Origin of the sequence: Sphingomonas sp. HMP6, from assembly GCF_013374095.1 — a bacterium.
GTDB lineage: Bacteria > Pseudomonadota > Alphaproteobacteria > Sphingomonadales > Sphingomonadaceae > Sphingomonas.
Map to the genome: position 1 here is coordinate 587,031 of NZ_AP022672.1, position 13,929 is coordinate 600,959.

Below are 13,929 nucleotides of genomic sequence, written 5' to 3' on the forward strand. Positions count from 1 at the left end.
GCCAAACGAACCCCGCCCATCAACTCCGCCCCAAACTGTGAACCCGCGATGAGACAGGCGCTTGGGACCCATGCGCCCTGCCTGCGGCTACACGACGCCTGCGCTGACCCATCGGCTGAGAAACGCTGCCGGTGAATAGATCAGGTTAGCCTGGTCGGTACACCGGGGGCCGGCGTGTATCGCACGGCGCTGTTCGCCGAGAGCGTCCGCAATTTGTGGCTGCAGTCGGGCGATGCCTGGTCGGGCCACATGCGCGAATTGCGCGACAACGTCGCGGCCAATGGCCCCGGCGGGGCGGGTGGCCGCTTTTGGGCGCAGGCGATTGGTCAGGTCGACCAGCGTACCAACACGCGCAGCTTCACGTACAACGGCATCACCGCACCGATCAATCTCGGCTATAAGCAGGACTATTTCGGTGGTCAGCTCGGGCTCGATTTCGGCGCGCCGTCGGGTGACGGGGCCTTCTCGTTCGGTGTCACCGGCGGGTATTTGAATTCGAGCATGAATTTCGCCAATTCGGCGGACCGGATCGATTTCGACGCGGTCAACGGCGGCGTCTATGCAAGCTACGCCTCGGGGATGTTCTTCGTGAACGCGCTGGGTAAGTACGATTATTACTGGGGTCGCAACCAGAGCATCTCGGGCAATTACAACCAGCGCCTGAAGGGCGGGGTGTATGGCGGCAAGGGCGAAGTCGGCTTCCGTGTCGGTAAGACGCTGTGGATCGAGCCAGCCGCGAGCGTATCCTACACCCATTCCGACATCGACAATTTCGGTGTGGCGTCGGGCGCGTTCACGTTCAACGATGCCGATGGTGTGCGCGGCAAGGGCGGCGCGCGCCTGGGCTTCACCACCGATCGCGGCGCAGCGACGTTCACCGTCTATGCCGGCGGCAATTATGTCCATGAGTTCAAGGGGCAGGATCAAGTCGTCTTCGTCAGCGGTGGCCAGAGCGCAGCCTTCGCCAATCAGCGCGTGCGGGATTATGGCGAGGGCACGCTCGGCGTGAACATCGGGTCGCAGCAAGGCGCGATCAGCGGCTTCTTTGAAGGTCGCTATGCCAATGGCGGCGATTACGAAGGCTATGGCGGCCGCGCCGGCGTTCGCTTCCGCTTCTGATCTGTTCGCACTACGAAACGAGGGATGGGTCGCTCTGCAAGGAGCGGCCCATTTTCGTGCGCACCCCCAAAGCGCGGCTACACTCGACGCCGATCGCGCTGCGATCCTCGCCATGGCGGGCGACCATAAGGTACCGTTCGCTTCCTGGGAGCGGACACCGTGGCGCGCGCCGACGACACGCCATTCCGGCAAAGCTCTCCGGCGGGCACAATTGGGCCGCCGTGCGAACCGCGTGGATGAGGCGATCGTGCGCGGACGCGAGCTGCATGTCGCAGAGGTTGCGGAAACCGGGTCTGCCGCGGGAGAGCGGCTGATGACCGACGCCGATGCTATCCAGGCCGGGCGAGTCGGCACGCCCGCCGCGGTCGCGAAGGCGCGCGCGGACATATCGGAAGTTACTCGCTAGTCGCTTGATCAGACCAGGCGCTGCGGCGGTGACCTATTCCCAGAGGGAAGAGATGGCACCAAACAAGCGCTGCGCCCGGTCGCATTTGCCTGCTACAAATCGAGTCGATCAGACGCGGCCGATTTCTTGAAATTATTGCTTAAAATGGAAATGGTCGGGGAGACAGGATTCGAACCTGCGACATCCTGCTCCCAAAGCAGGCGCGCTACCGGACTGCGCCACTCCCCGACGCGAGCGACGCGCTTAGAGGGGGATGGGCGTTAGTGCAAGCGATGGATCGCCCTTCAGCACTGACCAGCCTTGCGGCAGATAATCGAGCGACATGTAGAAATAGAAAGCGCACGATCCGTCGGCACGATAACTCGCGCCTTTGAGGATACCGAGCGCGGTCGTACCGGTGAACACCGGCGATCCGCTGTCGCCGCCCTTGCAGGTTGGGCCAGCGACCGTGACCCAGGTTGGCAGGCACGGGCCGCCGCACAGATCGCCCGCCGGCGCGAAATCGGTCAGTTGCACGATCGCGCAGCTAAAGCCGGTGCGTTCGCCGCGGTGGCAGACGAAATCGCCCGCGCGCGTGCTGGTGCGGCTGCGCTGGCCGGTTACCGCGCGCAGTCGGGTCTTGGCGGTGTCGGCGTAGAAGGTCGGGGGCAGGGGACCGGGCGCGGTGTTGATCTGCACGTCGTGATAGCCCCAGCCCCATTGCCCGACGAAAGCGAGCGGTACGCTGGCCCCTTGCGGATCGCGGTAGTTGAGCTGATCGAGGCAGTGGGCGGCAGTGGTGACGGCGCTGCGCAGGCCATCGGTGACGTTGAAGCCGGTGGTGCAGAGGTAGCGCTTGCCGTCGTCGGGGTTGGTCCCCTCGACCCGCGCGCCGCCTTCGGGGAGCGCGGCGGCGAGATTGACGTCGCGGTGGTTGAGCACGCGGATCTGCACTGGCACGCCCGCAATTGCCTCGAGTCGGGCCTTCAACGCTGCGGTGCCATCGGCCGCATCCAGGCTGCCGACGATGACGACCAGCTCGCCCGTGCGTGGATCGAGGCCCATGCCCGGCGGCGCCCGCAGCGCAGCGCGGATTGCGGCCTGATAATAGGTCATCGCCCAGATGACGCGCTCGCGCGTGACCTTGGCGCCGGTGCGGAACACGATCGGCACGGTGCCGGCATCGGTGGTGAGCGTCTGACCGGGAGCGGGATCACTGCCCGTCAGGTATATGACGATGCGGTAGGTCGGCCGATGTTCGATCGCGATTCCGGCGAGGCGGTCGCGATAGGTTTCGGCGATGGCGTCGGTGACGGGAACGCTGGCGTCCTGCGCGGTCAGCCGGGCGCTGGCCTCGGCCTGCGATACGTTGAACTGCTGGGCATATTCGGCGGCATCGCGCTCCCGCGATTCGGCCGGGGTTTCGAGGATCGGCACCGGTGCGACGGGTGCCTGCGCAAAGGCTGGCTGGGCGAACAGGAGGAGCGCGCCGAGCGTCAGGCGGCGCAGCACCGTGGTTCAGCCGATCTCGAACAGGCGGTAGATCGGCCCGGCCAGCGTCTGTTCGCCGATCCCGACGACGATCATATCGTTGAGCCACGCATAGCGCGGGTCGCCGCATTCGAAGCGGGCGACGACGTGCAGCTTATAATCCTCGGTCGCGAGGCGCTCACCTTTGCGGAAGCGCGCCATCGCCTCGGGCGCGGCGCGCATCGTGCCCTGGTAGGCGAGATACAGCGTTGCGCCGTCATCGGTGGTCAGCGTCAGGCGCACATCGATTGCCAGCGCCCCGTCGGTGCGCGAGACGAACCAGTCATGCCCCGGCGCGACGGTCCCGGAGAGCCGTTCGCCCTCGAACCGCCCGCCACGCACCGGGGCGATGCCGCGATGCCCCGCCGCCGTCGCCCCGATCGCCACCACGCTCGCAAAATCGACGTCGAGCGTTAGCGTGGTCAGGTGACGGTTGGGCAGGGCGGGGGGCAGGGCCGAGGGCATTTCCATCGGATCAGCCGACCCACGCCTCGAACGGCAGATCGAGATCGTCCGCGACCGCCTTGTACGCGATCTTGCCCTTGTAAACGTTGAGCCCGTTGGCGAGGTGGGGATCTGCCTTCATCGCGCCTTCCGCCCCCAGATTGGCGAGCTTCAGCGCGAACGGCAACGTCGCATTGTTGAGCGCGAAGGCCGAGGTCCGCGCGACCGCGCCGGGCATGTTGGCGACGCAATAATGGATTACGCCGTCGACCTCGAACACCGGGTCCTGATGCGTCGTTGCGTGGCTGGTTTCGAAGCAGCCGCCCTGGTCGATCGCGATGTCGACCAGCACGCTGCCGCGCTTCATCGCCTTGACCATCTCGCGCGTCACCAGCTTCGGTGCGGCCGCCCCGGGGACCAGCACCGCGCCGATCACCAGATGCGCATTCTTCACCGCCGCCGCGATCGCCGCCTTGCTGGCATAAGCGGTCTTGATCTGGCTGGAAAAGAACATGTCGAGTTCGGCCAGACGTGCGTTCGATATGTCGTAGATCGTGACGTCGGCGCGCATGCCGACCGCCATTTGCGCGGCATTGACGCCCGACACGCCCCCGCCGAGGATCGCGACCTTGGCCGGGGCGACGCCCGGCACACCGCCGAGCAGGATGCCGCGGCCGCCTTGTTCCTTCTCCAGATAATGCGCGCCGACCTGCACCGACATACGCCCGGCGACTTCCGACATCGGCTTCAGCAGCGGGAGCGAGCGATCGTTCGCAGTGACGGTTTCATAGGCGATGCAAGTCGCGCCCGATGCCATCAGCCCCTCCGCCTGCGGCTTGTCGGCGGCGAGGTGGAGATAGGTGAAGAGGACATGGCGCGGTTCCAGCAGCGCGATCTCGCTCGGCTGCGGTTCCTTGACCTTCACGATCATGTCGGACTGCGCGAAGACCGAGGCTGCATCGGGCAGGATCGTCGCGCCCGCCGTGACATAATCCGAATCCTCGAAATCGATGCCGAGGCCCGCGCCGGTCTGCACCATCACCTTATGCCCGGCGGCGACGAGATCGGATACCGATGGCGGGGTCAGCCCGACGCGATATTCGTGATTCTTGATTTCCTTGGGGACGCCTACACGCATCAGATCGACTCCGGTTTCGTTTGAAACAACTGGAAAGCGCGCTGCCACAGTTGGCGTTGCGGGGGCAATAGGCGCGTGCTAATGCGCCGCACCATTGGGGCCTCGAACTGTGCCATTATCCATGATCTACATCCCTGAAATCCGGACAAGAATAGCAGCCGCGTGAGCAGTGTTCAGCCCAGCGTCGGCAAGGGATTGGCCGCGTCCGACTCCGATCTCGCGTCTGCCGACGGCGATCCGCATCCGCACGGCAAGGACGGCCCGCTCAAGCTCGCGCTTGGCGCGATCGGCATCGTGTTCGGCGATATCGGCACCAGCCCGATTTATGCGTTCCGCGAAACCTTCGCTGGCCACCACAAGCTCGCGCTCGATCCGGCGCACATCATGGGCGTCGTCAGCCTGATGTTCTGGTCGATGATGATCGTAGTCAGCCTGAAATACGTCACGATCATCATGCGTGCCGATAACAAGGGCGAGGGCGGCAGCCTGGCGCTGCTCGCGTTGGTGAACGGCAAGACCAAGAACAAGCGCTGGTCGAAGGGCATCATCCTGCTCGGCGTGTTCGCCACCGCGTTGTTCTATGGCGATTCGATGATCACCCCGGCGGTTTCGGTGCTGTCCGCGGTCGAGGGGCTCGCGGTCGCGTCACCGGGCCTAGGTGGACTGGTGATGCCGATATCGATGGCGATCATCATCGGCCTGTTTTCGATCCAGCGCAGCGGGACGGCGCGTGTGGGCCTGTTTTTCGGCCCGATCATGCTGCTGTATTTCGCGGTGATCGCGACGCTCGGCGTGCTGAGCATCGCGAAGACGCCGGACATCCTATGGGCTTTCTCGCCGCATTATGCGGTCGAATTTTTCGCGCTCGACCCCGTGCGTGCCTTTCTGGCGCTGGGGTCGGTGGTGCTGGCGGTAACCGGTGCGGAGGCGCTGTATGCCGATATGGGGCATTTCGGCCGCAAGCCGATCGGCATCTCATGGCTGTTTTTCGTGCTGCCCGCGCTGATGCTGAATTATATGGGGCAGGGGGCGTTGCTGTCGCGCGTCGGGGCACCTGCCCTCGAAAGCCCGTTCTACATGCTGGCGGGCGAGAGTTTTCGTTTGCCGCTGGTGTTCCTGGCGACGGCGGCGGCGGTGATCGCCTCGCAAGCGGTGATCTCCGGAGCCTTCTCGGTGACCCAGCAGGCGATCCAATTGGGCTTCATGCCACGGCTGCGGATCGAACATACCAGCGCGGCGACGGTGGGGCAGATCTACATCCCGCTGGTCAATTGGGCGCTGCTGGTGATGGTGCTGCTGCTGGTCGCCTTCTTCCGCACCTCGTCCAACCTGACGTCGGCCTACGGGATCGCGGTGACGGGGGCGATGCTGATCGACACCTGCCTGCTGACGGTCGTGCTGTTCCGGTTGTGGAACTGGCCGATCTATTATTCCGTGCCGCTGCTGGCGCTGTTCTTCATCGTGGACGGGGCGTATTTCGCCGCTAACCTGACCAAGGTGCCGTCGGGTGGCTGGTTCCCGCTGCTCGTCGGGTTCATCATCTTCACCTTCCTGACGACTTGGTCGAAGGGGCGGCAGCTGATGATCGACCGGATGCGCGAATCGGCCATGCCGATCAAAGTGTTCATCCAGTCGGCGGCGACGTCCGCAACGCGCGTGCCGGGCACCGCGGTGTTCATGACCTCCTCGCCCGAGGGCGTGCCGCACGCGCTGCTCCACAACCTCAAGCATAATAAGGTGCTGCACGAGCGGATCATCCTGCTGACGATCAAGATCGCCGACGTGCCCTATGTTGCCGAGGGGCAGCGTTGCACGCTCGAGGATCTGAGCTCTGGTTTCCACCGGATGGTTCTGAAATATGGCTTCATCGAGGAGCCCGATGTGCCCATGGCGCTTGCCAACGTGCATCGCTGCGGCGCGGATTTCCGGATGATCGACACCAGCTTCTTCCTGTCGCGGCAGACGCTGCTCGCCTCGTCGCATCCGGGCATGATGATCTGGCGCGAAAAGCTGTTCGCGTGGATGCTGCGCAATGCGGAAAGTGCGATGGAGTTCTTCCGTTTGCCGACCAACCGCGTGGTCGAACTGGGTAGCCAGGTCGAGATTTGACCCTGGAGCAAGATCGGGGTGACGGCCCGGCGCCGATCATCGTGACGGCACTGTTCGGTGCGGCCGATACGGCCTTCTTCGATGACCTGCGCGTCCGGCATTTCCCGCCTGAGCGTAATCAGTTGAAGGCGCATCTGACGATGTTCCATCACCTCGCGCCGAGCCTGGAGCGCGAGTTGAAGCAGCGGTTGGTTGCGGAAACGAAGGGCGTCGCTGCCCCGACCGCGCGGATCGCGGGGCTGATGTCGCTCGGCCGCGGCGTGGCGTTTCGGATCCAATCGAGCGCGCTGGAGGATATTCGCGACCGACTGGCCGATGCCTTTGCGCCGCTGCTGACCCCACAGGATCGCGCCGGCTGGCGGCCGCACGTCACCGTGCAGAACAAGGTCGAGCCTGCCGTGGCCAAGGCGCTGCAAGCCGATCTCGATCGCGAATTCCGGCCACGTGACGTTCGAATCGCCGGGCTGGCGACCTATTGGTATCGCGGCGGCCCGTGGGAAGCGCTGTCGCGGCACATGTTCGCGCAAGATCGCGGTTGACCGTTCGAGCGCGCATTCCTATAGCCCGCGCCTCGCACGCAGGGGTCCACCCCCAAACGGGCATGGCGAAGTAGCTCAGTTGGTTAGAGCACGGGAATCATAATCCTGGGGTCGGGGGTTCAAGTCCCTCCTTCGCTACCACCGCTTTATAACGCGGTTCTTCAGCATCGATCATCGGTTCCACCGTGCCCCGAAATGCGGTAGCGCCGCGGCGACACCGCCGCAGCGGCGCGGTGCAATTCTCTGAGGGGATGCCAATGTTCAGCCACATCATGCTCGGTGCCAACGACATCGACGCTTCAAAAAAATTCTATGACGCAACGCTCGGCGCCTTGGGTGCCAAGGAAGGGCGAATCGATCCCTATGGTCGGGTGATCTACCTGCATGGCGGCGGTTTGCTCATCGTAACCAAGCCGATCGACGGCGCGGGCGCCTGCGCCGCTAATGGCGGGACGATCGGCTTTGCAGCAGCATCCCCGGAAGAAGCCGATGCGTGGCACGCGGCGGGCGTTGCAGCGGGCGGTACGGCGATCGAGGACGCGCCCGGGATTCGCGATGGCGGCGCGATGGGCAAGCTGTATCTCGCGTATCTGCGCGATCCGGCCGGCAACAAGCTGTGCGCATTGCACCGCGTCCCTGCCTGAGCTGTTGGCGGAGCGGCCCTTGCGAGTCGCTCCGCCGCATTCCATGTAACCGGCCGGTCCGACGCTTCGAAATGGCGCGGAACGAGGCGAGAAAGCACCTATGACCACCCATTCGACCCGCATGTTGATCCTCGGCTCCGGCCCGGCCGGCCTGTCCGCCGCCATTTACGGCGCGCGCGCGGGGATGAAGCCGATCCTCGTCCAGGGCATTCAGCCCGGCGGCCAGTTGATGACGACGACCGACGTCGAGAATTATCCCGGGTTCGCCGACGTCATCCAGGGCCCGTGGCTGATGGAGCAAATGCAAAAGCAGGCTGAGCATGTCGGCACGACGTTGATGTACGACACGGTCGTGTCGGTCGACCTGTCGCAGCGCCCGTTCCGGCTGGTCGGCGATAGCGGCGACATTTACGAAGGCGACGTGCTGATCATCGCGACCGGCGCGCAGGCCAAATGGCTCGGCCTTGACAGTGAGGAAGCTTTGAAGGGCAAGGGCGTCAGCGCCTGCGCGACGTGCGACGGCTTCTTCTATCGCGGCAAGAAGGTCGCGGTGATTGGCGGCGGTAACACCGCGGTCGAGGAGGCGCTGTACCTCACCAACCATTCGCCCGACGTGACGCTAATCCACCGCCGCGATTCGCTGCGGGCGGAGAAGATCCTGCAGGAACGCCTGTTCGCGCATAAGGGCGTGACCGTGCTGTGGAACAAGGAAGTCGACAGCTTTGTCGATGGCGGCGGCACTGCCGGTCTCGTGGCGATCGATCTGATCGATACGGTGACGGGCGAAAAGTCGCGACTCGATACCGAGGGCGGCTTCGTCGCGATCGGGCATCACCCGGCGACCGAACTGTTCCGCGGGCATCTGAAGCTCGACGATGATCATTATCTCTTGGTCGAGACCGGATCGACGCGCACCAGCGTGCCCGGCGTGTTCGCGTGCGGCGACGTGATGGACAAGATTTATCGTCAGGCGGTTACGGCGGCGGGGACGGGCTGCATGGCGGCGCTGGATGCCGAGAAGTTCCTGGCGGAAGCCGAGTTCGAACTGGCCGAGGCTGCGGAGTAGGGCTTCCTTAGGTCGCGCTTCCCCCACCTGCGCTTCCCCGGCGAAGGCCGGGGCCCAGTTGGAATGGCGGAGGTAATAGCGGTCAGGCAGCTGTTACTTCTGCCCCTCGACTGGGCCCCGGCCTGCGCCGGGGAAGCGGCATGCGGGAAGCGGCATATCGCGAATCTCAGCGCTGCCCCAGCGCCGCGACGATCCGTTCTTCCAACCACGCCGCATCGCCCTCGCGCGCGAAGCTGTGCGATGCGGTGTCGCACGTGAACGTCGGCAACGTCAGCCCGGTCCGCGCGATCGCGTCGCGATAAGCGATCGCGGTCGCATCCCCCGACGCGAGCAGGATCGTAGCGCGGTCCTGCCAGCCGGCCAGCGCGGTGGCGAGGCGCAGCGCCAGTGCGTTCGGCTCAGATGGCGTAATAGCAACGCGCGTCAACCCCTTGGCTAACTTCGCAATATTCACCCCACCGCTCACCAGCCGCAACAGCTCGCGCGGATCCTTCAGCTTCTCGGCATAACGGCTGCGGATCGCGGCGGCGGGGGGCAGATCGTCGGTCGGCTCGACCACCCACGGATTGGCGAGGATCAATCGGTCGATCCCTGCGGTTGACCCGAACAACGCGAGCGCAGTGGCCGCATCGCAATTGCCGAACGCGACGAGCCGCTCGATTCCCGCCTCGGCGCTGAAGGTCGCGGCGGCACAGCCGATGTCGGGGCCGGAGGACAGAAAGTCGCCATTGCTGCCGGTCGAATCCCCAATCCCGCGCCGGTCGAAGCGGAATACCGGAATCCCGCGCGCCGCGAGCCGCTGCGCCAGCAACGCCATCCCGCGATGCGCGCCGATGCGGATCTCATTGCCACCCGATACGATCAGCAGTCCGGTCTTGCCGGGCGCCTCATCCAGCGTCCCGAACAGCGTGTCGCCCGCGCAGGGAAAGGACATCAGCCTTCGCATGCAGCGACCCAGTCGGCGATGTCGTCGGCCAGGAGGGTAGCGAGCGTGGGATCATTGTCAGGCTCGGCCCGACGCCAGAGCGGCGTGCCGGGGACATGGCGGTCGGCGGGCTTCGGGTCGGTGTCGAGGCGGACGGTGCGGAGCGCTATACCGGCCTCAGCAAACGGCGTCTTGATGGTCAGCTCCATCAGCGCCGACGTCGAAATGAGGTTGCCCGCGATGCGCACCGGAGGATCGGGCGCGTCTTCCGGCATGCTTCCATCGAGGAACCAGTCTTCGCCCAGCGTCCGCGACGGCCCGATTTCCATCTGCTTCATGCGAGTGAGGTCACGCAGCAGGTCGGAGCCGTCTTGCGGGGCAAAGTGCCATCGTCCGCACAGCAGCCCTAGGGCGTCCAACAATGCCCCGCTTCGGATACCAACGCCGTAACTCCGCCGTCCTTCGCGATCCGGCACCGCGATCAGCGCATCATAGGCTGTTTGCAGGTCCAGGATCGACAAGCTTTCGAGCGGTGTCTCGCTCTCCCCCTGACCCGGCAAATCCGGCAGCACGCTCGCCATGCCGCGTTTCGCGAGCGCTCGGCAGATTGTCACCGCGAAGGCGCGCGTGCGATTGGCTTCCTCGAACAGCGGCAGCGCGACCACAACAACCGGGCCGGTGGCAGGCCCGAACCGGAGCATCGCCTCGCGGCCACCGCTCCAGTCGTAATGGTCGATCCTCAACCGGCTGCCCTGCGGGGGCAAGCGCACGCCAACCCCGCATCCCGTTCGCCCTGAGCCTGTCGAAGGGCCCACGCCGCAAGCGCCGTCCTGCCCAGCGGCGCAGGTGCTTCGACAAGCTCAGCACGAACGGTGGGAGGGACAGGTCGTGCAGCCATCGGCTACCGCGGCGCCTTCGCGGCCGCGAAGCGGACGAGCGATCCGAACGTCTCGAGCATCTCGCCATCGACCTCGTCATCCTCGATCAGGATGCCGAGCCGCTCTTCGATCTCGGTCAGCAGGCCCGCGACCGCCATCGAATCGAGCTCGGGCAGCGCGCCGAACAGCGGCGTCTCAGTGTGGAACGCGGCGACGCGCGCCTCGCTCAGGCCAAGCACGTCGCGCAGCACCGCGCGGATGGTCGATTCGATCTGGTGATAATCTTCAGGAAGCAAGTCGAGGCCCGTTTCGCTCTGTTATGGTGCGGTGCGATAGAGACTGGTGCGGGAGATGCCAAGAGGTGCCTGTTCATGGGCGGGGTGTCGCGGCTATCAGGGGTGCAATGATCGCACTCGACCCACATCCTTATCCGATCGACATGCTGCCATCGCGCGGGGCAGCGGATGCGGTCGCGTTGATCGATCGCGCCGGCACGCTCGATTTCGCCGGGCTGGAGCGGCTGACCGGCGAAGTGGCGGCATGGCTGCAGGGGCGGGGGTTTGCGCCGGGTGCGCGCGTGGCGAGCTGGCTGCCGAAGACGCGTCTGGCGTGCGTGCTGCCGATGGCGGCGCCGCGTGCGGGGCTAGTCCACGTGCCGATCAACCCGATGCTCAAGCGTGCGCAAGTGGCGCATATCCTGGCCGATAGCGGGGCGGTGGCGTTGGTGACGCAGGCCGGTCGGCTGGCGTCGCTGGAGCCGGGGGATGTGCCGAGTGGCTGCACGGCGTTCGATGAGGGCGACGTTGAAAGCGCGGATGCACTGCCGCCCTCCGCCGCCGACCCCGACACGCTTGCTGCGATCCTCTACACATCGGGTTCGACCGGGCGGCCCAAGGGCGTGATGCTCAGCCATGCCAATCTCTGGCTCGGCGCGATTTCGGTCGCGCAGTACCTTGGGCTCACGCCGGCCGATCGCGTGCTCGGCGTGCTGCCGCTCAGTTTCGATTATGGCCAGAACCAGATCTTTTCGACCTGGGCGGCGGGCGCGAGCTATGCGCCGCTCGATTATCTGACCGCGCGCGATGTGGTTAAGGCGGTTGAGCGGTTGGAGCCCACGACGTTGGCAGGCGTGCCGCCGTTGTGGGTGCAATTGCTTGTGAGCGAGTGGCCAGAAGCGGTCGCATTCAATTTGAAAAGGCTGACCAATTCCGGCGGGGCGTTGACCGCGCCGATCATCGCCGGGTTGTGCCAACGCTTCCCGCAGGCCCACCTGTATCCGATGTATGGCCTGACCGAGGCGTTCCGATCGACCTATCTCGCGCCCGATCTGGTCGCCGCGCATCCCGATTCGATCGGCCGCGCGATTCCTTTTGCCGAGGTGATGGCGGTTCGCGCCGATGGGAGCCAGGCGGCGGTCGGCGAGCCGGGGGAATTGGTCCATGCCGGGCCGCTCGTCGCGCAGGGCTATTGGGGCGATGCGGAGCGGACGGCGCAGCGCTTTCGACCGACGCCCGCCTGGGCCGAGTCTGGCGGCATGGCGGTGTGGTCTGGCGATACGGTGACAATGGATGCGGGCGGCTTATTCCGTTTCGTCGGGCGCGATGACGAGATGATCAAGAGCGCGGGAAACCGCATCAGCCCGACCGAAATCGAGGAAGCCGTCGTGGCGGGCGGCGAGACGGCCGAGGCGGTGGCGATCGGCGTGCCCGACGCTCGGCTGGGGCAGGCGATCGTCGTGGTGGCGCGGGGCGACGGCACACACGAAGCCGATTTGCGCGCGCGGCTCCGGCGCGATCTGCCGAGTTTTCAGCAACCGTCGCGCTACGAATGGCGCGCCGAATTGCCGCGCAACGCGAACGGCAAACTTGACCGCGCAGCGCTCAAGATGGAGGTGGCGTCATGAAGCCAATGGGCACCATCCCCGCTGCATTCGCCCACGCGCCGCTCGTAATCGCGGGCGAAAACGCCGAGCATTGGGCGAAGGTCGCGGGCGATACCCCGCTGTTCGTCTATGATTTCGGCGTGATCTCGGCGCGCATCGGGACGTTTCGCGCGGCAATGCCGGAGCGCGTGAAGCTGCATTATGCGATCAAGGCCAACCCGTTTGCGTCTTTGCTCGACGCCATCGCGCCGCTGGTCGACGGGCTGGACGTGGCCTCCGGCGGCGAATTGGGCATCGCGCTGCGGCGCAAGCCCGCCGCCGCGATCAGCTTCGCCGGACCCGGCAAGCGCGACGACGAACTGACCGCCGCAATCGAGGCGGGCGCGACGATCAATCTAGAGTCCGAAGGCGAGTGGCGGCGGGCGCGCGCGATCGGCGATCGGCTCGGCATCCGCCCGCGCGTGGCGGTGCGGGTTAATCCCGATTTCGAACTGCGCGGATCGGGGATGCGGATGGGCGGGCGTGCGACGCCGTTCGGCGTGGATGCCGATCGCGCCGCGTCGCTGATCGAGTCGATCCTCACGGGCGGAGCGGATTGGCAGGGCCTTCACATCTTCGCCGGATCGCAAACGCTTGATGTGAACGCACTGATCGATGCGCTGACCGGTGCGCTCGCCCTGGCCGAGCGGCTGGCGGATCAGGTCGGCACCGTCCCGCAGCTCACCAATCTCGGCGGCGGTTTCGGCATTCCCTATTTCCCGGGCGAGATGCCGATCGACGTCATGGCGATCGGCGCGGCACTCGGCGAAGCGATCGAGCAGTCGCCGCTGACCCGCGCAGACGGTGGCTTTGCGATCGAGCTCGGCCGCTGGCTTGTCGGCGAGAGCGGCGTGTACCTGACCCGCATCGTCGATCGGAAGGAAAGCCGCGGCGAAACTTTCCTGGTCACCGATGGCGGCATGAACCACCAACTCGCCGCCAGCGGCAATCTCGGCACCGTGGTCAAGCGCAACTACCCCGTTGCCATAGCCTCTGCCGCGCCCGACGCCGCGACCGAAACCGTCAGCGTCGTCGGCCCGCTCTGCACCCCGCTTGATCGTCTTGGCGACCGCGTGACGTTGCCCGTGGCGCAGGCCGGGGATCTTGTCGCAGTGTTCATGGCGGGTGCCTACGGCCTCAGCGCAAGCCCCACCGGCTTCCTCGGCCATCCCGCCCCGCGCGAGCTGCTGGTGGGCACCCACGGCGGCTAAGTCCGCCATTCCTAACGCAA

General features: G+C 65.7%; 14 protein-coding genes and 2 tRNA genes. 9 read left to right on the forward strand and 7 right to left on the reverse strand.

Features of this window, described 5'->3' with window-relative positions:
• Positions 1–174 precede the first annotated feature (174 nt).
• Positions 175–1,119, forward strand: coding sequence for an autotransporter outer membrane beta-barrel domain-containing protein (locus HMP06_RS03030; protein WP_176495769.1), 945 nt, complete (start codon positions 175–177; stop codon positions 1,117–1,119).
• A gap of 112 nt (positions 1,120–1,231) precedes the next feature.
• Positions 1,232–1,525 carry a hypothetical protein gene (locus HMP06_RS03035; protein ID WP_176495770.1) on the forward strand — a complete coding sequence of 98 codons (294 nt, stop codon included), beginning with the start codon at positions 1,232–1,234 and terminating at the stop codon, positions 1,523–1,525.
• A gap of 151 nt (positions 1,526–1,676) precedes the next feature.
• Here the strand turns inward: HMP06_RS03035 and HMP06_RS03040 are convergent.
• The 4 genes from HMP06_RS03040 to ald form a co-directional block, all read right to left on the reverse strand.
• Positions 1,677–1,753 (reverse strand) — tRNA-Pro (locus tag HMP06_RS03040).
• 15 nt (positions 1,754–1,768) lie between these two features.
• The gene (locus HMP06_RS03045; protein WP_232089844.1) at positions 1,769–3,016 is read right to left on the reverse strand and encodes a S1 family peptidase; all 1,248 of its coding nucleotides are present in this window, start codon (positions 3,014–3,016) and stop codon (positions 1,769–1,771) included.
• A 6-nt stretch (positions 3,017–3,022) separates the two neighbouring features.
• Entirely contained in the window at positions 3,023–3,499 is a 477-nt protein-coding gene (locus HMP06_RS03050; RefSeq protein ID WP_176495771.1) for a DUF3237 domain-containing protein, read from the reverse strand.
• 10 nt (positions 3,500–3,509) lie between these two features.
• Entirely contained in the window at positions 3,510–4,616 is a 1,107-nt protein-coding gene (gene ald, locus HMP06_RS03055; RefSeq protein ID WP_176495772.1) for an alanine dehydrogenase, read from the reverse strand.
• A 195-nt stretch (positions 4,617–4,811) separates the two neighbouring features.
• On the opposite strand from ald, the gene HMP06_RS03060 reads away from it, so the two are divergent.
• From HMP06_RS03060 to trxB, 5 genes are all read left to right on the forward strand, one after another.
• Entirely contained in the window at positions 4,812–6,725 is a 1,914-nt protein-coding gene (locus tag HMP06_RS03060; protein ID WP_176498338.1) for a potassium transporter Kup, read from the forward strand.
• Complete coding sequence (locus tag HMP06_RS03065; RefSeq protein WP_232089845.1) at positions 6,722–7,264, forward strand: 2'-5' RNA ligase family protein; 543 nt, start codon at positions 6,722–6,724, stop codon at positions 7,262–7,264. The genes HMP06_RS03060 and HMP06_RS03065 overlap by 4 nt, the downstream gene beginning before the upstream one ends.
• 64 nt (positions 7,265–7,328) lie before the next feature.
• Positions 7,329–7,405 (forward strand) — tRNA-Met (locus tag HMP06_RS03070).
• A gap of 116 nt (positions 7,406–7,521) precedes the next feature.
• Positions 7,522–7,908, forward strand: coding sequence for a VOC family protein (locus HMP06_RS03075; RefSeq protein ID WP_176495773.1), 387 nt, complete (start codon positions 7,522–7,524; stop codon positions 7,906–7,908).
• A 100-nt stretch (positions 7,909–8,008) separates the two neighbouring features.
• The gene (gene trxB / locus HMP06_RS03080; protein ID WP_176495774.1) at positions 8,009–8,974 is read left to right on the forward strand and encodes a thioredoxin-disulfide reductase; all 966 of its coding nucleotides are present in this window, start codon (positions 8,009–8,011) and stop codon (positions 8,972–8,974) included.
• 166 nt (positions 8,975–9,140) lie between these two features.
• Here the strand turns inward: trxB and HMP06_RS03085 are convergent, their stop codons facing one another.
• From HMP06_RS03085 to HMP06_RS03095, 3 genes are all read right to left on the reverse strand, one after another.
• Complete coding sequence (locus HMP06_RS03085) at positions 9,141–9,920, reverse strand: hydrolase 1, exosortase A system-associated (protein ID WP_176495775.1); 780 nt, start codon at positions 9,918–9,920, stop codon at positions 9,141–9,143.
• Positions 9,908–10,669 (reverse strand): hypothetical protein, encoded by a 762-nt coding sequence (locus HMP06_RS03090; protein ID WP_332103021.1) that lies wholly within the window; start codon positions 10,667–10,669, stop codon positions 9,908–9,910. The genes HMP06_RS03085 and HMP06_RS03090 overlap by 13 nt, the downstream gene beginning before the upstream one ends.
• A 131-nt stretch (positions 10,670–10,800) precedes the next feature.
• Positions 10,801–11,073, reverse strand: a complete 273-nt coding sequence (locus HMP06_RS03095; protein WP_176495776.1) for an acyl carrier protein — start codon at positions 11,071–11,073, stop codon at positions 10,801–10,803.
• Between the two features lie 107 nt (positions 11,074–11,180).
• Here HMP06_RS03095 and HMP06_RS03100 point away from each other — a divergent pair, with 107 nt between their 5' ends.
• Both HMP06_RS03100 and HMP06_RS03105 read left to right on the forward strand, forming a co-directional pair.
• The gene (locus tag HMP06_RS03100; protein WP_176495777.1) at positions 11,181–12,680 is read left to right on the forward strand and encodes an AMP-binding protein; all 1,500 of its coding nucleotides are present in this window, start codon (positions 11,181–11,183) and stop codon (positions 12,678–12,680) included.
• Positions 12,677–13,909, forward strand: a complete 1,233-nt coding sequence (locus HMP06_RS03105; protein WP_176495778.1) for a pyridoxal-dependent decarboxylase, exosortase A system-associated — start codon at positions 12,677–12,679, stop codon at positions 13,907–13,909. The genes HMP06_RS03100 and HMP06_RS03105 overlap by 4 nt, the downstream gene beginning before the upstream one ends.
• The last annotated feature ends 20 nt before the right edge of the window (positions 13,910–13,929 follow it).

Excerpts from the sequence above, each read along its gene's own strand:
- HMP06_RS03035 (WP_176495770.1), top strand. The coding sequence starts at position 1,232 with ATGGCGGGCGACCATAAGGTACCGTTCGCTTCCTGGGAGCGGACACCG.
- HMP06_RS03050 (WP_176495771.1), bottom strand. The coding sequence starts at position 3,499 with ATGCCCTCGGCCCTGCCCCCCGCCCTGCCCAACCGTCACCTGACCACG.
- ald (WP_176495772.1), bottom strand. The coding sequence starts at position 4,616 with ATGCGTGTAGGCGTCCCCAAGGAAATCAAGAATCACGAATATCGCGTC.
- HMP06_RS03075 (WP_176495773.1), top strand. The coding sequence starts at position 7,522 with ATGTTCAGCCACATCATGCTCGGTGCCAACGACATCGACGCTTCAAAA.
- trxB (WP_176495774.1), top strand. The coding sequence starts at position 8,009 with ATGACCACCCATTCGACCCGCATGTTGATCCTCGGCTCCGGCCCGGCC.
- HMP06_RS03085 (WP_176495775.1), bottom strand. The coding sequence starts at position 9,920 with ATGCGAAGGCTGATGTCCTTTCCCTGCGCGGGCGACACGCTGTTCGGG.
- HMP06_RS03100 (WP_176495777.1), top strand. The coding sequence starts at position 11,181 with ATGATCGCACTCGACCCACATCCTTATCCGATCGACATGCTGCCATCG.
- HMP06_RS03105 (WP_176495778.1), top strand. The coding sequence starts at position 12,677 with ATGAAGCCAATGGGCACCATCCCCGCTGCATTCGCCCACGCGCCGCTC.